Genomic DNA, 26,044 nt, shown 5'->3' with positions numbered 1-26,044 from the left:
CCGTCGCTTTGCGACCCGGCGACCCTGCTGAGCAGCCATCGGCTAATCGGACGAGGCTCGAAACCGATAGGCGCGTTTCAGTTGCTGGGACGAACACGGGGCGTAACATGACCCTCGAGTACGTGGAACTTCCACACTGGCTCATCCGTCGCGGTTCATCCGGAGACCCTCATGCGGTTCCTGATCGTTCGCACCGACATCCGCGCCGTCGCTGACGGGGACATCGCCGCCGCCTGGGCGGACGGCCACCGACTTCGCGACGAGACGACCACGCCCGAGCCACGCCGGCAGATCGTGCACGCCGAGGACCGGGACGCCGCGCTGCTGCTGGCCCGCGCCCTGGCCACCGTCGGCGCGGTCCGCGCCGGCAAGCAACGGGTAAAGGTCCTCCCGCTGATCGAGTCGCGGCCCGCCTTCCGACACAGACCGGGCCGCACCGGCACCTGATTTCACAGGTCGTCCGTCGTGGTCGGACCGGCTCCCCCGCCGCGTTACTCGCACCCGCCGACCGCGACGGCCCGTGTTCCCGGCCCGTGACCGCCGCGGCAACGGCGGCTACGGGCCGGGACCGTGCTCAGCGGTCGGCGTCCACCCAGCCGTCGAGCCAGCGGTGAATGAGGAACAGCGCGATCGACGACGGAGGCGGCAGGATCAGCCGGGCCCCGTCGCCCACGTCCACCGTCTGCCCGGCCAACGCCGCCCCGATCTCCCGACGGGAGAACCACCGGGCGTACGCGATCTCGGACGGGTCGACCCGCACCGGCTCGGTCGGGTTCGCGGTCGCCAGGAAGCCCAGCATCAGCGAGCCGGGGAACGGCCAGGCCTGGCTGCCCACGTACCCGATGCGTTCGACCCCGATGCCCACCTCCTCGCGGACCTCGCGCAGCACGGCCGCCTCCGCCGACTCGCCCGGCTCCACGTAGCCGGCCAGGCAGGAGTAACGGCGACCACCCGGGGTGCCCTGCCAGCCGGCGTTGTTGCCGAGCAGGCAGCGACCGTCCGGGCCGTCCACGCCGTCGTGGACGAGCACGATCATCGCCGGGTCGGTACGCGGCCAGATCCGCCCACCGTTGCGGTCCACCCGCGACCAACCGGCCTCGTCCATAGCGGTCGGCGCGCCGGTGCTCGTCGAGTAACCGTGTCGGGTGTGCCAGTTGACCAGCGCCAACGCGGTGGTGAAGATGCCGGCCTCCCGGTCGGCGAGCAGGTGACCCACCTCCCGGAGGTGGACCGCCCGGGTCCCCGGGATCGCCGGCAGCGGCGCGTCGACAGCGAAGACCGGGACCCCGTCCGGCTCGACACCCAGGAACATCGCCATCGACTCGGACCCGGCGGGCACGTCACCCGCCCCGAGCAGCACCAACGTCGGCGGCGACGTCTCGGTGCGGGCCAGCGTCCGACCCTCGTCGGTCGAATCGAGCAGCAGCACCCGGGCTCGCAACCACGCCTCGGTCAACCACTGCGAGTCACCCCGCCGGTGCGCAGCCCGATCCAGCGTGGACCGCGCCAACGGCGGCGCCGCCTCCCCGCTCACGCCGACGCTCCGCTGCTGAGCCCCATGGTTCGCTCGCTCACGCCTTCTGCTCGGTGTGAACCGTGGTCAGCGCGGCCAGCCCCGGGGTGATCCGCTCCGCGTCGCCGAGCACCACGATCGCCGCTCGGGCCGGGGCCAGGTAGCGGGCCGCCGCCTGCGCGACGTCGTCGATGCTCGCCTTCGCCAACCTCGCCGCGTACTCGGCGAGGAAGTCCAGGCGCAGACCGTTGCCGGCGTACGCGCTGGTCAACGCCGCCAACCCGGCCTGGGTGGACATGCCGAGCTGAAGGGTGCCCAGGGCGTACTGCCGGGCCTGCTCCAACTCCTCGGGCTTGGGCGGCAGCGACGCCAACCGACCCAGCTCGTACGTCGTCTCCAGCAGAGCCGGGCCGGTGACCTCGGTGGCAACGTCGGCGGCGGCGACCAGCACCGACCCGGCGACGGAGTGCTCGATCACCGAGTGCGGGCCGTACGTGTAGCCCTTGTCCTCGCGGATGTTCTCCACCCACCGGGAGGAGAAGTAGCCGCCGAAGATCAGGTTGGCCAGTTGCAGCGGGGCGTGGTCACTGTCGGTGCGCGACACCGCCGGCAGCGCGATCCGCAGCGAGGACTGCACCGAGCCCGGCCGGTCGACCAGCAGCAGCGGCCCCGGCTCCAGCGGCGGGGTCGCCGGCAGCTCGGCCACCCGCCCGGCACCCGACCAGCCGCCGAGCGCCCGCTCGGCCGCGTCCAGTGCCTTCTCCGGCTGCACGTCACCGACCAGCACCAACTGCGCGCCGGTCGGATGGACCCGCTCCGAGTGCAGGGTGCGCAGCGCCGCCGGTCGGACCGCTTGGATCTGGCCGGGCCCCGGCGTCTGCGTCGCGTACGGGTGCCGGCCGTAGACCCGCTTGAGCAGCGCCTCCCGGGCCAGGTGCGCCGGTTGGCTCTGCGCCACCTGGATCCGGTCGACCAGCCGGTCCCGTTCGGTGGCCACCTCGTCGCTGGGGTAGCTGGCACCGGTCAGCACCTCGGCCAGCAGCTCCAGCATCCGGTCCAGACCGGTGACCAGGCCGGCGCCGGAGAGCATCAGCCGGTCCGGGTCGACGCCCGCGGAGAGCCCGCCGCCCACCTTCTGCAACTCGGCGGCGATCTGCACGCTGGTCATCGACTCGGTGCCGGAGAGCATGGTCTGCGAGAGCATCGCGCCGCGGGCCAGGTGGACCCGACCGAACGGCACCCAGAGCCGCAGTTCGACAAGGGGTACGGCGGGCCGGCGTACGGCGATCACGGTGAGACCGTTGCGCAGCGTGCGCTCGGCCTGCTTGGGCACCTTGAGCTTCCGGGTAGGCCCGAGCGGCGGCAGCGTACGCGGCCCGACCGGAGCAGTAGCGATACTCACTGTGTCACCTTCGTTCGCGACTGCGGGGCTCGCAAAACCGGCTCACTCCTCGCGCTCACCGAACACCTCCGGCAATGACCTCGATGGCGGCCCGGCGCTCCGGGCGCAGGGTGGCCGCGGCGGCCCGTACCTGATCCTCGGTGACCTCGCCGACCAGCCGGGGCAGTTCGTTGAGCAGGCCCGGCTCGCCGCGTTGCTGCTCCAGCACGGCCATCCGCAGCGCCCGGCCGAGCACCGCGTCGGTGTCCCGCAGCAGGTGGGTCGCCATCCGGGCCTGGGTGCGGGCCAGCTCACCGTCGGTCAGACCATCGGTGGCCAGCCGGTCCAGTTCCTCGTCGATGGTGCGCAGCACCTTGTCCACATCGCCACCGGGCGGCAGGTGCGCCTGCAACAGCAGCGCCGTGGGGTCGCGGACGTCGAACGGGTCGCCCATGAAACCGAGGTATCCACCGAGGCTCGTCACCGTGCGGTCCCGCTGCACCAGTCGCTCGACCAGCCGCGACGCGTCGCCGTCGGTGAGCACCTCGGCCAGCACCACGTACGGGAGGTAGCCGGTGAAGTCGCTGACCGGGTCGGGCACGCGCCAGGCGCCGGCCACCGCCGGCAGCGGCGCCAGGGCATCGGTGTACGAGGTGCGCCGCTCGGCGCTCAGGTCGGGCTCGGTGAAGTCGGGCCGTTGCGGTGCCGGTCGGGCCGGCACGTCGCCGAAGTGCCGGGTGACCAGTTCGGTCGCCTCGGCCACGTCGATGTCGCCGCTGACGGCCAGCACGGCGTTGCCGCTGGCGTAGTAGCGGCGGAAGAAGTCCGCGGCGTCGGCGACGGTCGCCGACTCCAGGTCGTCGAAGGAGCCGTAGCCGTCATGGGCGTTCGGGAAGGTGTCGAACATGACCGGCGGCAGAGTGAGCCAGGGGAAGCCGCCGTACGGCCGGTTGAGGACGTTGACCCGGATCTCCTCCTTGACCACGTCGACCTGGTTGCGCAGGTTCTCCTCGGTCAGCCGGGGGCCACGCATCCGGTCCGCCTCGAGGAACAGCGCACGTTCCAGCGCGTTGCTCGGCAGCGTCTCGAAGTAGTCGGTGTAGTCCAGGTGGGTGGAGCCGTTGAAGGTGCCACCCGCGCCCTGCACGTGCCGGAAGTGGGCCAGCTTCTCCAGGTTCTCCGAGCCCTGGAACATCAGGTGCTCGAAGAGGTGGGCGAAGCCGGTACGCCCCTCCGGCTCCGAACGGATGCCGACGTCGTAGACCACCGCCACCCCGATCACCGGGGCACTGCGATCGGGGGTGAGCACCACCCGCAGGCCGTTGTCGAGGGTGAACCGCTCGACCGGATACTTCGTCGCTGGAATTCTGGATCTCCGCGCCGCCACGGAGTCGACCCTAGCGCGTCGACACCTCCGCCACCCGCGACCTTCCCGGAGCCGCCGCGACCGGGGCCGTCACCAGGGGCAGCACCTCGGCGCCGACCCGCTCGGCCTCCTCACGGTGCGGCCAGCCGGACAGGATGAACTCGTCGACGCCGAGCGCGGCGTACTCGTCGATTCGGGCCGCGACCTCGGCGTAGCTGCCGACCAGCGCGGTGCCGGCGCCCTCGCGGACCAGGCCGACGCCGGCCCAGAGGTTCGGTGCGACGATGAGCCCGTCGGTGCGGCCGGCGTTCAGCGTGGCCATCCGGGCCTGGCCCACCGAGTCCATCCGGCGGAACCGGGCCTGGGCGGCGGCGATCCGCTCCGGGCTCATCCCGGCCAGCAGCCGGTCCGCCTCGGCCCACGCCTCGGCGCTGGTCGGCCGGGCGATGACGTGCAGACGGAGGCCCGTGCGCAGGGTGCGGCCCTGCTCGGCGGCGAGCGCCCGGACCCGGGTGACCCGGGCCGCGATCGACGTCGGTGGTTCGCCCCACATCAGGTACACGTCAGCCTGTCGGGCGGCCACCGTCTCGGCGGCCGGAGACGCGCCGCCGAAGTAGACCGGCGGAGGCGTGGCAAGTGGGGTGGCCAGGCCGCCGCCGTCGACCCGGTAGTGCTTTCCGGCGTAGTCGAACGGCCCACCGGCCCAGGCGCGGCGAAGCACCTCGACGAATTCACCGGTACGCGCGTAGCGGTCGTCGTGCCCGAGGAAGTCGCCGTACGCCCGCTGCTCGGCCGGGTCGCCCCCGGTCACGATGTTGAGCGACAGCCGGCCGCCCGAGACGGCCTGGAACGCCTCGGCCTGCTGGGCGATCAGAGTGGGCAGCGCGAAACCGGCCCGGACCGCGACCAACATGCCGAGCCGCTCGGTGTGCTGGGCGACCGCGGCGCAGACGATCCACGGGTCGGGGCAGCCGGCGCCCACCGGAGTGAGGACGGCGGTGAACCCGTTCGTCTCGGCCGCCCGGCCAACCTCGGCCAGGTAGGCCACCGTCGCGGCCCGGTCGTGCCTCGCGGCACCGGCGGTGACGGTGGCGGCACCGACCTGGTCGCCGTCGCCGGAGGTGGGGAGGAACCAGTGGAAGGTCATCGCGAAGTCGCCTCTCTGCCGGTGACCGAATGCCGATTACCCTAGCAAGCTGGTAGGAAATACCGACATAACTGAGACGCGCCATCCCGCCATGTGGATGGGCCTTGACGCTGACCGCAGCCTGGCCCACTCTTCCTACCAACTAAGTAGGAATACTGCGGATTGGATGGACGATGAGACGGCTCCCCCTGCGCCGGTTGGTCACCCTGGCCACCCTCGCCGTGGTCGGCGCGGCGACCCTGGGCAGCACCGCCGCGTGCGGCGACGACAGCGAGGGTACGGGCGGCAGCTCCGGCCCGGTGACGCTGCGCCTCGGCTACTTCCCCAACATCACCCACGCGCCGGCGGTCGTCGGTGTGGAGAAGGGCATCTTCGCGGAGAAGCTCGGCACCAACGTCAAGCTGGACCCGAAGACCTTCAACGCCGGCCCGGCCGCCATCGAGGCGGTCTTCTCCGGCGCGCTGGACGCCACCTACATCGGCCCGAACCCGACCGTCAACGCCTTCTCCAAGTCCAAGGGTGAGGCCGTCCGGGTCGTCTCCGGCGCGGCCTCCGGCGGCGTGGCGCTGGTGGTCAAGCCCGGCATCACCGGCGCGCAGGACCTGAAGGGCAAGAAGATCGCCACCCCGCAGCTGGGCAACACCCAGGACGTGGCGATCAGGTACTGGCTCAAGCAGCAGGGCCTCACCACCACCAAGGAGGGTGGTGGTGACGTCAAGATCGTGCCGCAGGAGAACGCCCAGACCATCGAGACGTTCAACAGCGGCGGGATCGACGGCGCCTGGGTGCCCGAGCCGTTCGTCTCCCGCCTGGTCAACGCCGGCGGCAAGGTTCTGGTCGACGAGCGCGACCTGTGGCCGGACAAGAAGTTCGTCATCACCAACCTGCTGGTGAGCACGAAGTTCCTCAAGGCGCACCCGGACGTGGTGCAGAAGCTGGTCGACGGCCAGGTGGCCGCCAACGAGTTCGTCAACACCAAGCCGGAGGAGGCGCAGCAGGCCATTTCCGACGCGATTGGCAAGATCACCGGCAAGCCGTTGGACCTGAAGCTCATCAAGCAGGCGTGGCCGACGTTGGAGTTCACAAACGACCCGATCTCGTCCTCGCTCAAGGCCGGGCTCGACCACGCCGTCGACGTGGACCTGACCGAGCCGGTGGACCTCAAGGGCCTGTACGACCTGAAGTACCTCAACAACGCGCTCAAGGCGCAGGGCAAGCCCGAGGTCGTCCAGCCATGACGTCGACAACGACGACGCCGGGGAGCGCGACCACAGCGGTCGCGCTCTCCGGCGTGACCAAGGTGTACGGGCGCGGGACGAACGCCGTCCTGGCCCTGGATGGCGTGTCGCTGGACGTCGCGCCCGGCGAGTTCGTCTGCCTGGTCGGCGCGTCCGGCTGCGGCAAGAGCACCCTGCTCAACCTGGTGGCCGGGCTGGACCGGGTCAGCGGTGGGCAGATCACCCTGGCCGGCGACGCCAACCCGGGCCTGATGTTCCAGGAGCCGGCGCTCTTCCCGTGGCTGACCGTCGACGCCAATGTGGAGGTGCCCCTCAAGCTGCGCCGACTGCCCCGGGCCCAGCGTCGCGAGCGGGTCGCCGAACTGCTGCGCACTGTGCATCTGTCCGACTTCGGCCGCAAGCGCCCGCACGAGCTCTCCGGCGGAATGCGGCAGCGGGTCGCGCTGGCCCGCACCCTGGCCCTGGACACCCCGGTGCTGCTGATGGACGAGCCGTTCGGCGCGCTGGACGCGATGACCCGCGACATCCTGCACGACGAGCTGGAACGGATCTGGTCCGAGCGCAAACTCTCGGTGCTCTTCGTGACGCACAACGTCCGCGAGGCGGCCCGGCTGGCCGACCGGATCATCCTGCTCTCCAGCCGACCCGGCCGGATCATCTACTCCACCGAGGTGAACATCCCGCGCCCCCGCCGGATCGACTCCCCTGAGGTCGCCGCCATCGCCGCCGAGGTCACCGAGCGGCTCCGTACGGAGGTGGGCCGCCATGGCCAATGACACCCTCACCAGTTCGGCGCGTACCGACGCGGAGATCTCCGGCCTCGACGCGCTGGAGATCGCCGGCCGGGACAAGGAGGTCTCCCGGGGCGCCCGTATCTGGGCGGGCACCTGGCCCAAGCTGGCCGCGCTGGCCATCGCCATCGCCGCCTGGCAGATCGTGGTCTGGACGGGCTGGAAGCCGCCGTACTCACTGCCGCCGCCGTTGGAGGTCGGCCGCGAGCTGGTGGCCCAGGCCCAGGGCCCGCAGCTCTGGGACGGCCTGCTCACCACGCTGCAACGGGCCGCCCTCGGGTACGTCTTCTCGGTCGCCGTCGGCCTGCTGCTGGGCCTCGCGGTGGCCCGGTCCACGGTGCTGCGCGCCGCCATCGGCTCGATGATCACCGCGTTGCAGACAATGCCGTCGATCGCCTGGTTCCCGCTGGCCATCCTGCTCTTCGAGCTGAGCGAGAAGGCGATCTTCTTCGTGGTGGTGCTCGGCGCGGCGCCGTCCATCGCCAACGGGGTGATCTCCGGCGTGGACTACGTGCCGCCGCTGCTGGTACGCGCCGGCCGCAACCTGGGCGCCCGGGGGCTCAACCTCTACCGGTACGTCATCGCGCCGGCCGCCCTGCCGGCGATCGTCGCCGGCCTCAAGCAGGGCTGGGCCTTCTCCTGGCGCAGCCTGATGGCCGGTGAGCTGCTCGTGAGCGGTATCTCGCAAACCTCGCTCGGCGCCCAGCTCACCTACTCCCGTGAGTTGTCCGACGCACCCTGGCTGCTCTCCACGATGATCGTCATCCTGGTCGTCGGCTTGGTCGTGGACGCCGCGTTCGGGGCGGCGGACAAGGCGATCCGGCGCCGCTGGGGCGTGCTGGACCAGGCTGGTCAGTGACGTGTTCGTCTCCGCGCGCAGCGACTACGCGCTCCGGGCGATGCTCGCCGTCGCCGCCACCGGTGGTGGCGGCGGCGGCGACAGGGTCGGTGAGTTGGTGAAGGCGGCCAGCCTGGCCGAGGTGCAGGACATCCCGCTCAGCTTCCTCCAGGGCATTTTGCTCGACCTGCGCCGGGCCGGTCTGCTGCACAGCCATCGAGGCGCCGACGGCGGGTACGCGCTGACCCGCCCAGCCGACGAGATCACCGTCGGAGACGTGCTGCGTGCGGTCGGCGGCTCGCTCACCACGGTGCGCGGTCTGCCGGCCGAGCGGGCCGGCTATCACGGAGTAGCCGCAGGGCTCACCGACGTCTGGCTGGCGGTGCACGGTGCGATCGCCACTGTGGTCGACAGCACCACCCTGGCCGACCTGCTCACCCACGCCCCCACCACAAGGTGAGTCACACCCCCCGGCTCCGCGATCTTGCACTCACTGTCCCCGCATAAGAGACATTCTGATCATATTTACCGCCGAAAGTGCAAGATCGGCGCCGGTGGGGGTGGGGCGGGGAGGCGATGTGGTCGGGTCGGCGCCCCGCCGACCCGACCACACCTCGTACCGATCCTGACCGGGCCTGCCCCTCCGCCGGCACCGGTAGGCCGGTCGCTGCTCAGCCCACGTGTGCGGTCGCCGGGCCGAGGCCCGGGTCGCCAGGACTGTGCAGCTCCACCAGACCGGCGGGAGCGTTACCCGCCGGGGTGGCATGCCAGGGCGCGAAGGCCGCAACCATGGCGAGCAACAACCCGGCGAGCGCGACCGCGACCACCAGGATCAGTTCACGCAGTGCGCCCGAGCCGGCTTCGCCCGCCATGGTCACCCCTCCCGAGCCGGGCCCCCCGCCCGACTTCCCCCGTCGGTCAGCCTCGACCACGACCGGCCGGGGCGCAGTCGGCCAGCCGACCCAGGGGAGGCTGATTACCGACTCAGCGGAGCGGCCACACGGCGCGGCCGGCTGACCGGTCGGGTCGCACGGACAGCCGACCGGCCCGGAGCACCGTGCAGACAAAACCGACCCGCCCCGCAAAAGCGGGACGGGTCGGTCGACGCGCAGAAGATCAGACGGTACGGGGGCGACGCGGGCGACGGGACCGGCCCGACGCGCGGTGCGCCGGCCGGGCGCCACCGTCGGCGGCCGAGCCGCCGGAGGTACGGGCCCGAGAGACGGGCGCCGGCGGAGCGACGATGGTCACCGGTACACCGGACGGCTCGCGGGCACCGGTGACCCGGGCCAGCGCCCCGTCACCCAGGCGCACCTGGACCGACTCGGGCCGGATGCCGGCGGTGGCCATCAGCCGGGACACGTCCCGGCGCTGCTCCGGCAGGACCAGGGTGACCACGGAACCGGACTCGCCGGCCCGGGCGGTACGGCCACCGCGGTGCAGGTAGTCCTTCGCCTCGGTGGGCGGGTCCACGTTGACCACCATGTCCAGGCCGTCCACGTGGATGCCACGGGCCGCCACGTCGGTGGCGACCAGGGCGGTCACCTGACCGTTGCGGAACTGCTCCAGGATCCGGGTGCGCTGCGGCTGGGACTTGCCACCGTGCAGCGCGGCCGCGCGTACGCCCTTGGAGAGCAGCTGGCGGGCCAGCCGGTCGGCGCGGTGCTTGGTGCCCATGAACAGGATGGTGCGGCCCTCACGGGCGGCGATCCGGGTCAGCGCGTCGGGCTTGTCCAGCGCGTCGACGTGCAGCACGTGGTGGGTCATCGCGGTGACGGTGGCCGTGCCCGGGTCCACCGAGTGGGTCACCGGGTTGCTCAGGAAGCGGCGGACCAGCCGGTCCACACCGCCGTCCAGGGTGGCGGAGAACAGCATCCGCTGCCCCTGCGGCGCGACCTGCTCCAGCAGCTTGGTGACCTGCGGCAGGAAGCCCATGTCGGCCATCTGGTCGGCCTCGTCCAGCACCGTGATTTCGACCTGGTCGAGTCGGGCGTCGCCACGGTTGATCAGGTCGTGCAGCCGGCCGGGGGTCGCGACGACCACCTCGGCGCCGGCGCGCAGAGCGTCCGCCTGCCGCTGCAACGACAGGCCGCCGACGACTGTGGTGCAGCGCAGCCCGACAGCGCGGGCGTACGGGGCCAGCGCGGTGGTGACCTGCTGGGCCAGCTCACGGGTCGGCACGAGCACCAGGGCCAGCGGGCGACCCGGCCGGGCCTTACGGCCGGCGGTGCGGGACAGCAGCGGAAGCCCGAAGGCGAGGGTCTTGCCGGAGCCGGTACGACCCCGGCCCAGCACGTCCCGGCCGGCGAGCGAGTCGGGCAGCGTCGCCGTCTGGATCGGGAACGGCTCGGTGATGCCCTGCGCGGTCAGCGCGGTGAGCAGCGCCGGCGCCAGACCGGTATGAGCGAACGAAGGAATAACTGTGGTCATGCGGAAACGAGCCTTCCTCGACGCGGAACGTGTCGAGGGAGGGCGCCGAAGTCGGCGCTGTCAACCGGCGGCGCAAGGCAGCCAGGACTCACAAGCACGAACCGATTGGAGTACGGGCCGGCCCGCCGCCGGGCCGCCGCCTGCGTGCGCAGGCGGCGGCGAGGCGGGCCGGTCCCGTCACCGTCACACCCGGAGGGCGCGACAGGTAATGCTGACCGATCCGAAGATCAGAGCGGGCGGATGTTCTCCGCCTGCGGGCCCTTCTGGCCCTGGGTCACCTCGAACTCGACCCGCTGGTTCTCGTCCAGGCTCCGGTAGCCGGAGGACTGGATCGCCGAGAAGTGGGCGAAGACGTCAGCGCCGCCGCCGTCGGGGGTGATGAAGCCGAAGCCCTTGTCAGCGTTGAACCACTTCACGGTGCCAATAGCCATGTGTTTCGTCTCCTTGACGGAACGTCGGACACGCACGTGTTGCGTGCCCGAAGAGGAGCGCTCCGCGCGGGGATGCGCGAATCGCCTGTCGCTTCTGGTCGCCCCGCCCGGAGAACTCCGGACACAACAAAGAGCGCCTGGGGCCACAATCCCGCCAGGCGCACACAGAGTCTCTGGTAACCAAAACTGCAACCCGGTCAACCTACCACGGTTTTCCCCGCAGTGGTCAATGTTGGGCAGAATCCTCGGGCAACTGGGCGATCATGGCCGTGAGGCCCGTCACATCCAGCAGGTCGGCGGGCCGAACTGTCACCCCGTGCCGGACGTAATGGAACGCCGCGCCCACCCGGTCGACCGGCACGCCCGCCAACTCCGCCCAGGCCAGCCGGTACACCGCCAGCTGCACGGCCGCCACGTCGGCCGCCGGCCCGGTGGGCTGCGCGCCGGTTTTCCAGTCGACCACGTCGAACCGACCACCCGGCCGGGCGAAGACCGCGTCCATCCGGCCCCGCACCACCACTCCGGCGATCACCGAGGCGAACGGCACCTCCACCTCCACCGGTGACCTGTCGGCCCACTCGCTGGCCAGGAACCGCTCCTGAAGCTCGACCAGCGCCTCGTCGGGTGCGGCATCGGCGTCGGCCGCGCCGGGCAGCTCGTCCAGGTCCAACAGGCGGTCGGCGCCGAAGCGCTGCTCCAACCAGGCGTGGAAGGCGGTGCCTCGACGGGCGTACGGGTTGGGTTCGGCCGGCACCGGGCGACGCAGCGTACGGGCCAGCGCCGCCGGATCGCGCCGCAGCGCAACCAACTGGGTGACGCTCAGCGCCCCGGGCAGCGCCACCTCGACCGCACCGGAGAGCCGGGTCAGCTCGGCGCGCTCCGCCAACAGCAGGTCCGCCTCACTCTGCCAGCGAGCCACCTCCGGATCCACCTCCACCTCCGGATCCACCTCCGGCTCGACCGGCTCGACCGGCTCGACCGGCTCGCCTGGCGCGGCCGTCGACCCGGTCGGCGAGACCGGCCCGGCGAGCACCGGCCCGACCGGTCCGGGGAGCGCCGCCGCCGGACCGTCGGCCATCAGGCGACGCACCAGCCCGGCCGCCTCGGCCAACGCCGGCCGTCGACCGCCCAGCGGGTCGGCCGGCCACTCGGCGCGGAGCACCACCTCGGCCGTGGGGTTCGTCGCGTCGGGGGTCGGCTCCGGCGCCCACGCGTCGATCAGGTGCCCCGGGCCGCCGTCGAGGCAGGCGTCGTACACCTCACGCAGGAAGACCGACGGACCTCGCGGTCGCTTCGTGCCCTCCCCCCACCAGTAACCGGAGCAGAGCAACAGCCGGCGCGGCCGGGTCACCGCCACGTACGTCAGCCGGCGTTCCTCCCGCTCGTCGTGGGCCCGCCACGCGTCGGTGAAGTCGGTCACCGCACGCGCCACGGCCCGCTGGTCCCCCGCCTCGTCGAGCGCCAACTCGGGCAGCCCGTCGGCGTCGCCGCGCAGCGGGAACGGCAGCACGCCCAGCCCACCCAGCCAGTGGTCGGAGTTGCGGACCGGCCCCGGCCACAGCCCACGACTGAGCCCGGCCACCGCCACCACGTCCCACTCCAGGCCCTTGGCGGCGTGCGCGGTGACCACCTGCACCGCGCCCTCCACCACCTCGACCTCGCCCGGCGCCAGACCACGCTCCTCGTCCTCGGCGGCGGCCAGGTAGGACAGGAACCCGGAAAGGGTCGCTCCGGGCGTCTCCCCGCTGAAGCGGGCCGCCACGTCGCCGAGCGCGTCCAGATGCCCCCGGGCCAGGCCCGCGTCGCCTGCGCCGTCCCGGCCGGCCCGCACCGCGACCTCCACGTCCAGGCCGATGGTCCGCTCGATGTCCGCGATCAGGTCCGGCAGCGCCTGGTCCAGTCGGTAGCGCAGCAGCGCCAACTCCCGGCCGTACGCGCGCAACCGCGCGAACCCCTCCGCCGAGTACGCCTGCGCCGGCCCGAGATCGGCCAACGCCTCCACCAGAGTCGCCTCGTCCAACAGGTCGGGGCTGATCTCCGAGGCCTCGTCGGCGGCCACCTGCCGCCGGGCGTTCGCGATGGCCCGTGCCCGCCGGTGCAACGCCACCAGGTCACGCGGCCCGATCCGCCAACGGGCTCCGGTGAGCAACCGCAGCAGCGCGGCGCCATCGGTCGGGTCGGCCAGCACCCGCAGCGTGCAGACCACGTCGCGTACCTCGGGAGTGTCCAGCAGACCGCCCAGCCCGACCACCTCGACCGGTAGGCCCCGCTCACGCAGCGCCGACTCGATCGCCGGGATCTGGCTGCGCACCCGGACCAGCACGGCGGTCGTCGGGCGGCGGGCCACCGGGATGTGTTCCGGGGCGGCACCCGGCATCCCGGCCGCCCCGCGCCAGGCGGCGAGCACGCTGTCGGCGATCCAGTCGGCCTCGTCGGCGTACGTGGGCAGCATCGCGCAGTGCACTGTGCCGCCGGCCGTACCGCCCGGGCTGCGGTGCGGGATCGGGTCCCGGACGGTCAGCGCGGAGCGCAGCTCCGGCACCCGGGCACCCGCCGCCCGCAGCGGGGTGGAGAGCGTGTTCGCCACCCGGAGGATCTCCGGGCGGTTGCGCCAACTCGTGGTGAGCCCCAGCGCCGGGGCCGGCTCGCCGTTGGCGCGGGCGAACTCGGTGGGGAACCGGTCCAGGGTGCCCGCGCTGGCCCCCCGCCAGCCGTAGATCGACTGGCACGGGTCGCCCACAGCGGTCACCGGGTGCCCGCCACCGAACAGCGCGTTGAGCAACACCACCTGGGCGTGGCTGGTGTCCTGGTACTCGTCGAGCAGCACCACCCGGAAGCGGTCCCGCTCGATCACGCCGACCCCCGGGTGGTCCCGGGCCACCCGGGCCGCCCGGGCGAGCTGGTCGGCGAAGTCCATCGCCTCGAAGTCCTCCTTGCGCCGGGCGTACGCCCGCACCAGCGGCAACAGACGCAACCGGGTCTGCTGGAGGGTGAGCGCCTTGCGCACGTCGGCGTACACCCGACCCGGCCGGGACTGCACCTCGGCGAAGAACCGACCGGTCCAGGCCGCCAGGTCGTCCGGCGCGACCAGGTGCTCGTCCAACTCCCCGGCGAGCGCCAGCACCGCGTCGGTGATGGTGCTCGGCATCCGGTCCACCTCGGACATGTCGCCGTCGTAGTTGCGCACCAGCAGGTCGACCAACTGCCAGCGGGACGCCTCGGTGAGCAGCCGGGTGGACGGCTCGTAGCCGGCCCGCAGCCCGTGCTCGGTGACGATCCGCCCCGCGTACGAGTGGTAGGTGGAGACGGTGGGCTCACCCGCGAGCGGGTCGTCCAGCGGGTTCCGTTCCTGCCGGCCGAGTCGGCGGATCAACTGGTCGAGCCGGGTGCGTACCCGATGGGCCAGCTCGCCGGCCGCCTTGCGGGTGAAGGTCAGCCCGAGGATCTGCTCCGGCCGCACGTACGAGTTGGCCACCAGCCAGACCACCCGCGCGGCCATCGTCTCGGTCTTGCCCGACCCGGCGCCCGCGACCACCAGCAGCGGCTCCACCGGGGCGGCGATGATCGCGGCCTGCTCCCGGGTGGGCGCCGGCAACCGCAGCAGCTTGGCCAGCTCCACAGGTGTGTACCGGGGGCCGGAGTCCGCGAGTCGGGGCGTCGGCGCGGGACCCGCGCCGAACAGGGTGGGCTGACTCACAGTGGCGTCTCAGTTCCCAACATCGGCGCACTCCTCGCCCTCACGGGTGGCGTCCCAGGTCGCGACTGGGCTCGCACGCTCACTCCTCGCCCTCACCTGTGCGTCGGACGGTGGGCGGCTCGACGACCTGGCGACCCTGGCCGGAGACCGGGCAGCTGGTGCGCACCGGGCAGACCCGGCACTTCGAGTTGGCCACCGCGGCGAACGTGGCAGCTGCCATCGTATCGGCGGTCCGCCGGACCAGCGCGGTCGCCCAACCGGCCGCCGGTCCCTCGCTGGCGGCCGGCTGATTCTGCTCCCTGGCGTCCTTGGCGGAGGTGCCGAGCTGCACCAGCGCGGCACCCCCGGACTCGTCACCGAACTCGGCGAACGCCCCCGCCTCCACCGCCGCCTGGTAGGCACCGAGCTGCGGGTGCTCCGCCAGGTCGGTGCCGGTGACAGCTGTGGACTTGCCGGTCTTCAGGTCGATCACCACGAGCCGCCCGGCCTCGTCGACCTCCAGCCGGTCGACCCGACCGGTCAGGTCGATGGGCCGACTCGGGTCGTCCAGGCGGACGGCGAACTCGTGCTCGATGGCGAGCAACCGGCGCGGATTGGTGGCCAGCCAGCGCAGCAGCTTGTCGACCATCGCCTCGGCGCGTTCCCGCTCCGGCCCGGCCATCCACCGGGCCGCCAGCTCGATCGCATCGAACCGGGCGGCCACGTAGTCGAGCAGCGCGCCCCGGTCGGCGCTGGCGTCCTCGGCGAGCATCGCGGCGGCGTGCACCAGGTTGCCCACCCCCTGCGCGGTGCTGGTCGGGCCGCTACCGCCGTGCCGTTCCAGCAGCCAGCGCAGGCTGCACCGCAGCGCGCTCTCCATGGCCGAAGGGGTGACCCGCACCGGGTCGCCGTCGTCGACCAGCGGCCGGTCGTCGGAGAGCACCCGCAACCCCCACCAGTCGTCGGGGTGCGCGCCGGGCACGCCGGCGGCGGCGAGCCGGGCCAGTTCGGCCGCCGCGGCGCGCCGCCGGGCCGCCGGGGCGGACGGGTCGGTGATGGCGGTACGCAGTTCGGCTACCAACGCCGGCAGTGTGAGCGCCCGGGGTGGACGGGTCACCGGCAGTGCCCCGGGGCGGTCCGGCTCCTCGTCGCCGGTCTCGCCCGCCGCAGCGCCCCCGGTGCCGCCGGAGGCCGGCCCGGTGCGGGGACCGGGCGGCGGGCCGGGCGGCATCGGCGGTGTGGGTGGCGTGGGTGGTGTGGGTGGCGTGCTCGGCGGGGTGGGTGGCGTGCCTGGCGGCGGGGTGCTCGGGCCCAGCTCGTGCAGGAACCGGCTGGGCTGCTCCTCGTGGTCGTCCCCGCCCACGGCGGCCGATGCCACGGCGCTGACCAGCAGCCGGTGCCGGGCCCGGCTGATGGCGACGTGGAAGAGCCGGCGCTCCTCATCCAGCAACGCCGAGGTCTGACCCACCACGTTCGCCGCTGTCGCGCCGTCGACCGACCGGCCGGCCAGCACGTCGACCAGTCGCTCGGAGCCGAGCAGGCTGCCGCGCAGCCGCAGGTCCGGCCAGATGCCCTCCTGCACGCCGGCCACCGCGACCAGATCCCATTCCAGGCCCTTCGCGGCGTGCGCGGTCAGCAGGCGGACCGCCGCACCCCGGTCGGCGGTCGGGGCGATGGTGTCGGCCGGTAGGTCCTGGGCGAGCACGTGGTCGAGGAAGACCTCGCTGCGCGCACCGGGCAGCCGGTCCGTGAACCGGGCCGCCGCGTCGAACAGAACCAGCACGGCATCCAGGTCGCGGTCGGCCGCCTCGGCCCGCCGTCGCCGGGCCAGGTCGCCCTCGCCGGCCTCCGGACGCCCCTGGTTGATCGCGCCGGCCCACCGCTCGGCGAGACCACTGGCGTGCCAGACGGCCCAGAGCACGTCCTCGGCGGTCGCACCCGGCCGGGCGGCGGCTTCGCGTGCGATGGCCAGCAGCCCGGCCACCGCTTGCGCCGGCTCCGCCCAGCGCCGCTCGATGCCGGCCAACTCCTCCGGGTCCTGCAATGCCTCGACGATCAGCTCCCCGGAGGGGCGTCGGTCACCGCCGGCCAGCGCGAGCGCGCGCAGGCCCTGCCGCAGCCGCCGCTCGGCCAGCGGGTCGGCCCCGCCCAGCGGCGAGTGCAGCAGCGCGACGGCGGCCTCCTCGTCGAGACGTTCCGGCTCCAGCGCGCAGCGCAGCAGGAGCAGCAGCGGCGCGACCGCCGGTTGCAGGTGCAGGGGCAGATCCTCACCGTGCACCACTGTGGGTACGCCGGCAGCGTGCAGCGCCCGTCGCAGGGTGGGCAGCTGCAACGCGGTGGACCGCACCAGCACCGCCATCCGGGACCAGGGCACGCCGTCGAGCAGGTGGGCCGCGCGCAGCGCGTGAGCCAGCCAGGCGGCCTCGCTGGTCGTCGAGCGGAAGGTGTGCACCTCGACCACGCCGGGCTGCGCGTCCGGGAGGGGGTGCAGCCGACGGTGTGCGGCCGGACCCCGCAGCCGGCGACCCAGCCGGGCGATCGCCGCGAGCAGACCCGGCCCGGCCCGGTACGACGTGGTCAGCAGCACCTGCGCGGCCGGCGCACCGGAAGCCGTCCGGAACCGGTGCGGGAACGTCGCCACCCCGGCCGGGTCGGCGCCCCGGAAGGCGTACGTGGAGGAATCCGGGTCGGCGAACGCGACAAGCGACTTGCCACCGCCGGCGATCACCGAGAGCAGCTCCAGTTGGGCGGGGTCGGTGTCGGCCAGCTCGTCGAGGTAGACGTACGCGAGCCGACGGCGCTCGGCCGCCAGCAACTCTTCGTCGTCGCGCAGCAGCCCGGTGGCCGCCCGGACCAGTTCCGCCGGGTCGTACGCGATGGAGCCCCGGTTGCTGACGTCGCGCAGCGCGAGCACGGCGACGTACTCCCGCAGGAAGCGGGCGGCAGCCGGCCAGTCGGCACGGCCGAGTTTGTCACCCAGCCGGGCCAGGTCGACCGGGCCCACGCCGCGCTCGGCGGCGCGCATGAGCAGGTCGCGCAGTTGGCCGGCGAACGCCCGGGTCCGCAGGGCGGGGCGCAGGTCGGTCGGCCAGCCGACCGGGTCGTCCTCGGGCTCCTCGCCCACCACGTCCAGCAGCTCACGGATGATCAGATCCTGCTCGGGGCCGGTGAGCAGCCGGGGCGACGGTTCGCCCCGCTCGGCGGCGGCGCGGCGGAGCAACCCGAAGGCGTACGCCGGGAAGGTGCGCACCAGCGGCTCGCGCAGCACCCGGTGGCCGTCCTGCGCGATCCGGGCCTCGATGCGCTGTCGCAGCGCTGTGGCGCCTCGGCGGCCGAAGGTCAGCACCAGGATCCGTTCGGGGTCGACCCCCTCGGCCACTCGGGCGGCGACCGCCTCGACCAATGTGCTGGTCTTGCCGGTGCCCGGGCCGCCGAGCACGAGCATCGGCCCGTCGGTGTGCCCGACCACCTCGGCCTGCACCGGATCGGCCCGCCAGCCGCCGCCGAAGGCCAGCTCGGGCCCGGCCACGCCATCAGGCCCACCCGATGCGCCGACAACGCCCACTGACGTGCCGCCGCCGGCGGGCACGGAAGCGCTGTCAGGCGTCGCCCCGTCCCCCCGCGCCGGCCCTCCGGGCCGCCGCACCAACCGGTACGCCTGCATCAGCTCATCCCATCAGACCCATACGACACCCACCCACCCAAACCCCACCCCCACACCGCACCCCATCCACCCCCGTCGATCATGAGGTTAGCGGCGCGACACGCCGACAGCGACATCGCCAACTCCATGATCACCGCGGGCAGGCAGGGCCCGGGGTGGGGTGGGGTGGTCAGGTCAGGTGGGATTCCAGGACGTCGAGGGCCTCGGTGACGGTGGTGGCGACAGTCAGGAGGTCGCGGCCGGCGGGCTTGAGGAAGGTCTGGTCGGCCAGCGCGTCCAGCCACTCCAACAGGGGGCGGTAGAACCCGTCGGTGTCGATCAGCACCATCGGCTTGGTGTGCAGGGCCAGGGTGGCGGTGGTCCAGACCTCGAACAACTCGTCCAGGGTGCCCAGCCCGCCGGGCAGGGTGAGGAAGGCGTCCGACTTGTCGATCATCAGGGTCTTGCGGCTGGCCATCGAGTCGGTCACCAGCAGCTCGTCCGAGGCCAGGTCGGCGACCTCCAGGTCGACCAGCGACTGCGGGATCACGCCGACGGTCCGCCCACCGGCGGATCGGGCGCCGTCCGCCAGCGCGCCCATCATGCCGACGCAGCCACCACCGCTGACCAGCGTGTGGCCGCGTCGGGCCAGCTCCGCGCCGGTTTCGGCGGCCAGGTCCAACCAGCGCTGATCGAGGGTACGAGAGGAGGCGCAGAAGACGCAGATCGCCGCCATCAGTCGTGGTCCCGGGGCTGCTCGGCGGCCTGAACGGCTGCGGCCTGCTGGTCCGCGCCGGTGCGGGCGACGGCCTCCTCGCGGACCGCCTCCTGCTCGGCGGAGAGCGCGGCCTCCGAGGCGACGATGTAGCGGACCGCCTCGTTGACGTCGTCGGTGAGGCAGATCAGGTCCAGGTCGACCGGCCCGATCTTGCCGGTGGCGGCCATCGTGTCGCGCAGCCAGTCCAGCAGGCCCTGCCAGTAGGCGACCCCCATGAGCACCACCGGGAACCGGGTGACCTTGCCGGTCTGCACCAGGGTGAGCGCCTCGAACAACTCGTCCATGGTGCCGAACCCGCCGGGCAGCACGACGAACGCCTGGGCGTACTTGACGAACATCGTCTTGCGGGCGAAGAAGTAGCGGAAGTCGATGGCCAGGTCGACCCAGTCGTTGAGGCCCTGCTCGAACGGAAGCTCGATGCCGAGCCCCACGGAGAGCCCACCGGCCTCGCTGGCGCCCCGGTTGGCCGCCTCCATCACCCCGGGTCCACCTCCGGTGATCACCGCGTAGCCGGCTCGGGCCAGTGCGCCACCCAACTGCTCGGCCAACTGGCACTCGGCGCTGTCCGGCGCGCTGCGCGCGGAGCCGAAGACGCTGACCGCGGACGGCACGTCGGCGAGGGTGTCGAAACCCTCGACGAACTCGGCCAGGATGCGCAGCGCGCGCCAGGCGTCCTTGGTCTTCCAGTCGCCCCGCCCCCGTGAATCCAGCAGTCGCTGGTCGGCGGTGCTGCTCGGGATCGCCCCCCTGCGCAGGGTGACCGCACCGCGATGCCGCTCCTGTCCCGGACCGCGACCGGCCTCCCGCCCGTTGCTCTGGCTCATGGGGCAACCGTAGTGGAGCAGCACCGGCCGGGTGCGCGGGGCGGGGACGCCGAGAAATTGTTCGGGATCATGGGCAACTATTCGGCGCTCCCGTACGTCTTACTATTCACATACCGGGTATGCCCCGGCGCGCGCCTTCGGGGGAGGAGACAGCGTGATCAGCAACAACGAGATGATCCGGATCCGTCGCCAGATGCAGCGACGGATCCGAGACGTGGTGGCCGAACGCCGCCGCACCCGCCAGCAGAACCCAACCCCCACCTCCCCCATCCCCTCCGGGACCGATCAAGAGGTTTGCGTCGCCGACAACGGGCCAGGCTGACGCAAACCTCTTGATCACCGGGGCGACCGGACGCGACGGGGCGACCAGGGTCAGGCCGGGGCCAGCCAGCGGTGCAGGGTTGCCGCGCCGTCGCGGATCTTGCTGATCTCGACGTGCTCGTCGGGGTGGTGGGCGAGGTTCGGGTCGCCCGGGCCGAAGTTCAGCGCGGGGATGCCCATCGCCGCGAACCGGGCCACGTCCGTCCACCCCAGCTTGCCGATCGGCGCGGCGCCGACCGCCGCCAGGAACTCCTTCGCGGGGGCCGCGTCGAGCCCGGGCGCGGCACCGGCAGCAGTGTCGGTGACTGTCACCTCGAAGCCGGCGAACACCTCACGCAGGTGCGCCTCCGCCTCGGCCGGGGTGCGGTCCGGGGCGAACCGGTAGTTGACCTCGACCTCACAGAGGTCGGGGACCACGTTGCCGGCCACCCCACCGTTGATCCGCACCGCGTTCATGCCCTCGCGGTAGTCGCAGCCGTCGATGGTGACCCGACGCGCCTCGTACGTCTGGAGGCGTCGCAGCACCTCGCCGGCGGCGTGGATGGCGTTGACCCCGTGCCAGGAGCGCGCCGAGTGGGCGCGTACGCCGGTCGTGGTGACCACCGAGCGCATGGTGCCCTGGCAGCCCGCCTCGACGATGCCGTACGTCGGCTCCAGCAGCACCGCGAAGTCCGCCTGCAACCACTCCGGGAACGCCTCGGCGACGAGGTTGAGCCCGTTGTACCGGGACTCAATCTCCTCAGCCTCGTAGAAGAAGTACGTCACGTCGTAGCGCGGCTCGGGCAGCGTCACCGCCAGGTGCAGGGCGTACGCGGTGCCGGACTTCATGTCGGAGGTGCCGCAGCCGTACATCAGGTCGCCGCGCATTGTCGAGGGAAAGTTGTTGTTCAACGGCACAGTGTCGAGGTGCCCGGCCAGCACGACACGCTGCGACCGACCGAGGTCGGTGCGCGCCATCACCGTGTTGCCGTGCCGGTGGGTGGTCAGGTGCGGTACGCCCCGCAGCACCTCTTCGACACAGTCGGCGATCGCCTTCTCGTTGAGGGACACGGACTCTATGTCGACCAGAGCGCGGGTCAGCTGCACCGGATCGGCGAGGACCTCGGGGGTCAGCGGGTTCTCCATGGTTCGCACGGTACCTTCAGGTCTGTCAGCGCGAGGAGCGAGCCGAGGTCAGCCCGGCCGTGACCGAGAGGTGTAACAGTGACGTCCGCAGATTCCGCCTGGGGCATCGGCCTGGCTACGGTCACCGCCGACGAGCAGGTGCTCGATACCTGGTACCCGACCGGCAAGCTGGGCCTGGGCGAGCTGCCGCTGGTCGCCGGCGAGGACAAGGCGGACGTGCTCGACCTGCCGCCGGCCGCGCTCGGTGACCGGCCCCTGCCCGGTCTGCGTACCGTGCAGGTGGTCACAGTGATCGGTTCGCTGGACGACCCGATCAAGGACGCGTCCGACGCGTATCTCCGGTTGCACCTGCTCTCGCACCGCCTGGTGCGACCCAATCAGCTCAACCTGGACGGCATCTTCGGCAAGCTGGCCAACGTGGCCTGGACGTCCGCCGGTCCGTGCCCCCCGGAGCGGGTGGACGAGCTACGGGTGATCGAGCGGGCCGCCGGCCGGCACCTGGCGGTGTACGGGGTCGACAAGTTCCCCCGGATGACCGACTACGTGGTGCCCGCCGGTGTGCGGATCGCCGACGCCGACCGGGTCCGCCTCGGCGCCCACCTGGCCGCCGGCACCACAGTGATGCACGAGGGCTTCGTGAACTTCAACGCCGGCACCGTCGGCACCTCGATGGTCGAGGGGCGGATCGTGCAGGGCGTGCTGGTCGGCGACGGCTCCGACATCGGCGGCGGGGCCTCCATCATGGGCACCCTCTCCGGCGGCGGCACCGACAAGATCAGCATCGGTGAGCGGAGCCTGGTCGGCGCGAACGCCGGCGTCGGGATCTCACTCGGCGACGACTGCGTGGTCGAGGCCGGCTGCTACATCACCGCCGCGTCGAAGATCACGCTCCCCGACGGCCGGGTGGTCAAGGCCCGGGAGCTGTCCGGCGTCGACGGCCTGCTGTTCTGGCGCAACTCGGTCACCGGCGGGCTGGAGGCCCGGCCGCGCACCGGCCGGGGCATCGAGCTGAACGCCGCCCTGCACGCCAACGACTGACGGACCCGTCCGGGTCCGCGGCGCTCGGCCGCGGACCCGGACGGGGTACGCCTCAGCGCAACCGGTACGCCTGGATGATCCGTTGGGTCACCGTGTTGCCGGCGGTGTCCCGGGCGGTGGCCCGCAGCGACACGTGGCCGTCACCGGCCGGATGCCGCAACAGGGCCGACCAGCCGTCGGCCGAGGTGCGGACCAGCTTCGCCTTGCCCCAGGTCTTTCCGCCGTCGTACGAGACGTCGACGGTGAGCTTCTCCACCCGGGTGGCCGGCGAGCCGGGCTGCCGCTGCACCCGTACCGGTACGACGAAGCCCTGACCGGCCGGAGCGCTGTTGTCGACCCGCAGCGGCGGTGCAAAGCGCACCGCCGACAGGGGCAGTCGGGCCGGCGTCTCACCGGCGACGTGCCTCGACCGGAAGGTCCAGCTGGACTCCACCTCGGTGCTCAGGTCGGTGAAGCTCCGCTTCGACGACGTGACGAGCCGGTAGTCCGCCGCACCCGGTGGCACTGTGAACTCCCCGTAGCCGGCGTACTCGCTCTCGCCGACCAGCTTGCCGTTGCGCCAGAGCTTGGTGTGCTCACTGTCGCTCAGCGAGAAGCCCGGGTGCCCGGCCGCGTCGCTGAAGATCGGCACGTCGACCAGGATGGCGTCGCCGACCCGGGTGACGCTCTGCTGCGGCCAGCGCGGGTTCGGGAAGGACGGTCCGTACGGAGCCTGGTTCCAGATCTCCTGAACCGTCCGCCCGGCCCGGTACGCGGTGGAGGTGGAGATGAGCGCCGCCTTCGGGATCAACCACCCTTCCTCGTCCACAGTTCCGAAGTAGACCTCGGATTCCCACGTCACGCCCTTGGTGTTGTAGTACTCCACCCGCTGTCCAGGCACGACTGTGGGCAGGACCACCGCGGAACTGCCGACGTTGTACTCCAACTCCGGGAGCACGATCCGCTCGGCCTCCATGCCCGGGTAGCCACCGCGGAACTGGTGCACGACGGTGGCCAGGTCCCGTCGGGCGTAGTCGCGGACGAACCCGGTGGGCATTCGGCCCGGAATCGCCTCGGCCAGCGCGTACAGGTACGGGCTGTTGGCCGTGTCCGGCGTGGTCCAGTTGCTGCTGACGGTGGCGACGAACTTGTCAGCGGAGACCGGCTTGCCGAGCTGACCGCTGGTCAGGCCGGTGAACGTCTCCGCCCAGAGCCCGACGCCGTACCCGCTGCCGTCGTCGGCGGTGAAGTTGGCGCTGAGGTCGATCAGTTGCGGGACGGCGGTCCGATCCGGCACTGTCGTCCGTACCGGCTTGGCCCGGCGAGCGTCCACGACGACCCGGGTGTCCTGATCGACAGTCAGTTCGGGCTGCGCCAACAGGGACATCCCACGCTGCTCATCTTCCGGCCCGGGCTCGAAGACGAGGCCGGTCAGGCCGTAGTGGCCCTTGGGCACCCGCACGGTGGCCACCCCGTCGGAGCTGACGACGTCCCAGAAGCCGAAGGAGTCCAGCCCGACCAGGGAGGTCCAGTGGTCCGCGGTGCGCGCGCCGGCGCGGTTGAGGTGCTCCACTGTCAGCGTGTAGCTCTCCACCTCCCGGTTCACGGCCAGCGGAGTGACAGCGACCGCCGCGCCGGAACGGGCCACGATCCGCCCGGTCCAGTAACCGTCGGTGTCGCCGACCCGGGTGTCAGTGGTGACGGTAGTGGCGGCCGTGCCGCCCGCCGGCACTGTGAGTTGGCTGGCGCCCAGGACGAACAGGCCGGCCGGTAGCGCCCGACCGCCGGGGCCGGCGCCCTCGAGGCTCAGGTCCACTGTGACCGGGGCTGGACCGTCGTTGCGCCAGGTCACCGTGCGGGTGATCGGGGCGTCGTCAGCGTGCGGCCAGAGGGTACGCCCGAACGAGACGCTCACCGGGTCGGTGGTGATCTGCTGGGTGATCGCGTGTGCGACGTCGACCCGCCCGGCGCCCTGCTGGTAGGCGGTCTGGTCCGGGTGCGGCTTGGCGGCGGCCATCAGAGTGGCCTTGAGCCGGTCGGCCCGCCATCCCGGGTGCTGCTGGGCCAGCAGCGCGGCCGACCCGGCCACGTGCGGGGTCGCCATCGAGGTGCCGGAGAGCGTGACGTAGCGGTCCCCCACCGGATCACCGATGAAACCGTTGGCGGACCGAGCGGCGACGATGTCGACGCCGGGCGCGGTGATGTCCGGCTTCAGCGCGTCGTCGCCGACTCGCGGTCCCCGGCTGGAGAAGTCGGCAAGCTCGTCGTCGCGGTCCACAGCGCCCACGGCGAGCCCGGCGTCGGCGCTGGCCGGGGAGCCGACCGAACCGTCCGAGCCGTCGTTGCCGGCGGCGATGACGAACAGGGTGCCGGTCTGGGCGGTGAGGGTCTGCACGGCCTCCTCGACCGGGTCGACCTCCGGGGTGTCCCAGCCGCCGAGGCTCAGGTTGACCACTGCGGCCTTCTTCTCCACGGCGGCCCACTGCATGCCGGCGAGGATCGCCGAATCGGTGCAGCCCGCGTCCTCACAGACCTTGCCGTCCAGCAGCGTCGCGTCCGGCGCCACACCCCGGTACTTGCCGCCGGAGGCCGCGCCGCTGCCCGCGATGGTCGAGGCCACGTGGGTGCCGTGGCCGACAGTGTCCCGAGCGTCGGCGACCTCGGTGAAGTTGCGCGCCTCGGCCACCTTGCCGGCCAGGTCCGGGTGGGTGGCGTCGACGCCGGTGTCCAACACCGCGACGGACACGCCCGTACCGGTGAACCCGGCCGCCCAGGCGGTGGGCGCGCCGATCTGCGGCACGCTGTGGTCGAGGGTCACCCGTCGACGGCCGTCCAGCCAGATCCGCTCGACGCCCCCCGCCGCGTCGAGCCGGGCCCCAGCGGGACCGGTGCTGACCTTCTCCCAGACCTCACCGAGGGAGGACTTGTCGCTGTTCAGGGCGGCACCGCGAATCACCGGCAGGTCACGGGTCAGCCGTGTGCCGGGCAGAGCGGCCGAGGCGCGCTTGGCGGTACCCGTCGAGCCGTACGACACCAGCAGCGGCAGGGTCTTGCGGTCGGCGTCGTCGTAACCGGCCTCAATCAGCCCGGTGACGTCGAAGAGCCGCCGGTCCACCCGGCCCGAGCGCAGCAACGGCAGCGCGTCCGTCGGCGTCACAGTGAGGCGGCCGCGCTCGCGCTGGACCAGGAACTGCACGTCCTCGCGGCCGGCTCCGGGCCGGACCGAGGTGCCGGACGCGGTGACGGTGACCCGGTCACCGGTGATCAGCGTGACGGTGGTCGAGCGGTTGGCTGTGGGTCCACCCGGAGTGGACTGTTGACCGGTGCCGCCGGGTGGGGCGGGCACGGCGGCCGTGGCTGAGGCGGGAGCCGGCGCGGAGAGCGCCAGCGCGAACACGAGGCCGAGAGCGGCCAATCTTCTTCCCTGGTGCAACGGATCCTCCTCGTCAAGCGTCTTGATGGATGGAGTCACATTGACAACCCAGAATTGCATACCGGGTATGTAAAATGAAGGCCAAAAAATGA

20 protein-coding genes are annotated in these 26,044 nt (G+C 72.4%); 7 read left to right on the top strand and 13 right to left on the bottom strand.

Annotated features, from left to right (window positions below; genetic code table 11):
- Positions 1-171 precede the first annotated feature (171 nt).
- Complete coding sequence (locus tag ACLJOK_RS30315) at positions 172-447, top strand: hypothetical protein (RefSeq protein ID WP_091406149.1); 276 nt, start codon at positions 172-174, stop codon at positions 445-447.
- Between the two features lie 127 nt (positions 448-574).
- On the opposite strand, the gene nudC is transcribed toward ACLJOK_RS30315, so the two are convergent.
- From nudC to ACLJOK_RS30295, 4 genes are read right to left on the bottom strand one after another with little or no spacing between them, the layout of a single operon-like run.
- A complete protein-coding gene (nudC, locus tag ACLJOK_RS30310; RefSeq protein WP_410821929.1) occupies positions 575-1,534 on the bottom strand; it encodes an NAD(+) diphosphatase in 960 nt (319 codons plus the stop codon).
- Positions 1,535-1,571: 37 nt separating this feature from the next.
- On the bottom strand, positions 1,572-2,915 hold the full coding sequence (locus ACLJOK_RS30305; RefSeq protein WP_410821928.1) for a M16 family metallopeptidase: 1,344 nt from the start codon (positions 2,913-2,915) through the stop codon (positions 1,572-1,574).
- 55 nt (positions 2,916-2,970) lie between these two features.
- On the bottom strand, positions 2,971-4,281 hold the full coding sequence (locus ACLJOK_RS30300; RefSeq protein WP_410821927.1) for a M16 family metallopeptidase: 1,311 nt from the start codon (positions 4,279-4,281) through the stop codon (positions 2,971-2,973).
- Between the two features lie 10 nt (positions 4,282-4,291).
- Entirely contained in the window at positions 4,292-5,407 is a 1,116-nt protein-coding gene (locus ACLJOK_RS30295) for an LLM class flavin-dependent oxidoreductase (protein WP_410821926.1), read from the bottom strand.
- Positions 5,408-5,580: 173 nt separating this feature from the next.
- Here ACLJOK_RS30295 and ACLJOK_RS30290 point away from each other — a divergent pair, with 173 nt between their 5' ends.
- Genes ACLJOK_RS30290 through ACLJOK_RS30275 form a run of 4 tightly spaced genes read left to right on the top strand, consistent with a single transcriptional unit; the run spans position 5,581 to position 8,734 of the window.
- Positions 5,581-6,645, top strand: a complete 1,065-nt coding sequence (locus ACLJOK_RS30290; protein WP_410821925.1) for an ABC transporter substrate-binding protein — start codon at positions 5,581-5,583, stop codon at positions 6,643-6,645.
- Positions 6,642-7,421 (top strand): ABC transporter ATP-binding protein, encoded by a 780-nt coding sequence (locus ACLJOK_RS30285; RefSeq protein WP_354943077.1) that lies wholly within the window; start codon positions 6,642-6,644, stop codon positions 7,419-7,421. Before ACLJOK_RS30290 ends, ACLJOK_RS30285 begins: the two co-directional genes overlap by 4 nt.
- On the top strand, positions 7,411-8,295 hold the full coding sequence (locus ACLJOK_RS30280; protein WP_410821924.1) for an ABC transporter permease: 885 nt from the start codon (positions 7,411-7,413) through the stop codon (positions 8,293-8,295). Before ACLJOK_RS30285 ends, ACLJOK_RS30280 begins: the two co-directional genes overlap by 11 nt.
- Position 8,296: 1 nt before the next feature.
- Positions 8,297-8,734: an RrF2 family transcriptional regulator gene (locus tag ACLJOK_RS30275; protein ID WP_410821923.1), complete on the top strand. Its 438-nt coding sequence runs from the start codon at positions 8,297-8,299 to the stop codon at positions 8,732-8,734.
- A gap of 211 nt (positions 8,735-8,945) precedes the next feature.
- On the opposite strand, the gene ACLJOK_RS30270 is transcribed toward ACLJOK_RS30275, so the two are convergent.
- The 7 genes from ACLJOK_RS30270 to ACLJOK_RS30240 all read right to left on the bottom strand — a co-directional run bounded on the left by ACLJOK_RS30270 (position 8,946) and on the right by ACLJOK_RS30240 (position 20,056).
- Positions 8,946-9,146 (bottom strand): hypothetical protein, encoded by a 201-nt coding sequence (locus ACLJOK_RS30270; protein ID WP_091406170.1) that lies wholly within the window; start codon positions 9,144-9,146, stop codon positions 8,946-8,948.
- Positions 9,147-9,390: 244 nt separating this feature from the next.
- Positions 9,391-10,704, bottom strand: coding sequence for a DEAD/DEAH box helicase (locus tag ACLJOK_RS30265; protein ID WP_410821922.1), 1,314 nt, complete (start codon positions 10,702-10,704; stop codon positions 9,391-9,393).
- 227 nt (positions 10,705-10,931) lie between these two features.
- Entirely contained in the window at positions 10,932-11,135 is a 204-nt protein-coding gene (locus ACLJOK_RS30260; protein WP_007464836.1) for a cold-shock protein, read from the bottom strand.
- A gap of 226 nt (positions 11,136-11,361) precedes the next feature.
- A complete protein-coding gene (locus ACLJOK_RS30255) occupies positions 11,362-14,832 on the bottom strand; it encodes an ATP-dependent helicase (RefSeq protein WP_410821921.1) in 3,471 nt (1,156 codons plus the stop codon).
- A 79-nt stretch (positions 14,833-14,911) separates the two neighbouring features.
- On the bottom strand, positions 14,912-18,475 hold the full coding sequence (locus ACLJOK_RS30250) for an ATP-dependent helicase (protein ID WP_410821920.1): 3,564 nt from the start codon (positions 18,473-18,475) through the stop codon (positions 14,912-14,914).
- A gap of 169 nt (positions 18,476-18,644) precedes the next feature.
- Positions 18,645-19,190 (bottom strand): TIGR00730 family Rossman fold protein, encoded by a 546-nt coding sequence (locus ACLJOK_RS30245; protein WP_410821919.1) that lies wholly within the window; start codon positions 19,188-19,190, stop codon positions 18,645-18,647.
- Positions 19,190-20,056, bottom strand: a complete 867-nt coding sequence (locus ACLJOK_RS30240; protein WP_410821918.1) for a TIGR00730 family Rossman fold protein — start codon at positions 20,054-20,056, stop codon at positions 19,190-19,192. The genes ACLJOK_RS30245 and ACLJOK_RS30240 overlap by 1 nt, the downstream gene beginning before the upstream one ends.
- Positions 20,057-20,210: 154 nt before the next feature.
- Here ACLJOK_RS30240 and ACLJOK_RS30235 point away from each other — a divergent pair, with 154 nt between their 5' ends.
- Positions 20,211-20,378 (top strand): hypothetical protein, encoded by a 168-nt coding sequence (locus tag ACLJOK_RS30235; RefSeq protein WP_238677800.1) that lies wholly within the window; start codon positions 20,211-20,213, stop codon positions 20,376-20,378.
- Positions 20,379-20,428: 50 nt separating this feature from the next.
- Here the strand turns inward: ACLJOK_RS30235 and dapE are convergent, their stop codons facing one another.
- Complete coding sequence (dapE, locus tag ACLJOK_RS30230; protein WP_410821917.1) at positions 20,429-21,502, bottom strand: succinyl-diaminopimelate desuccinylase; 1,074 nt, start codon at positions 21,500-21,502, stop codon at positions 20,429-20,431.
- Positions 21,503-21,580: 78 nt separating this feature from the next.
- Here dapE and dapD point away from each other — a divergent pair, with 78 nt between their 5' ends.
- Positions 21,581-22,540: a 2,3,4,5-tetrahydropyridine-2,6-dicarboxylate N-succinyltransferase gene (dapD, locus tag ACLJOK_RS30225; protein WP_410821916.1), complete on the top strand. Its 960-nt coding sequence runs from the start codon at positions 21,581-21,583 to the stop codon at positions 22,538-22,540.
- 52 nt (positions 22,541-22,592) lie between these two features.
- On the opposite strand, the gene ACLJOK_RS30220 is transcribed toward dapD, so the two are convergent.
- Positions 22,593-26,012, bottom strand: coding sequence for a S8 family serine peptidase (locus ACLJOK_RS30220; RefSeq protein ID WP_410821915.1), 3,420 nt, complete (start codon positions 26,010-26,012; stop codon positions 22,593-22,595).
- Between the last annotated feature and the right edge of the window lie 32 nt (positions 26,013-26,044).

The sequence above is a fragment of the Micromonospora sp. 050-3 genome (assembly GCF_046549335.1).
In the GTDB taxonomy this organism is placed as follows: domain Bacteria; phylum Actinomycetota; class Actinomycetes; order Mycobacteriales; family Micromonosporaceae; genus Micromonospora; species Micromonospora trifolii.
Note: the sequence above shows the minus strand (reverse complement) of the source record. Positions and strands in the feature narration are given on the sequence as shown.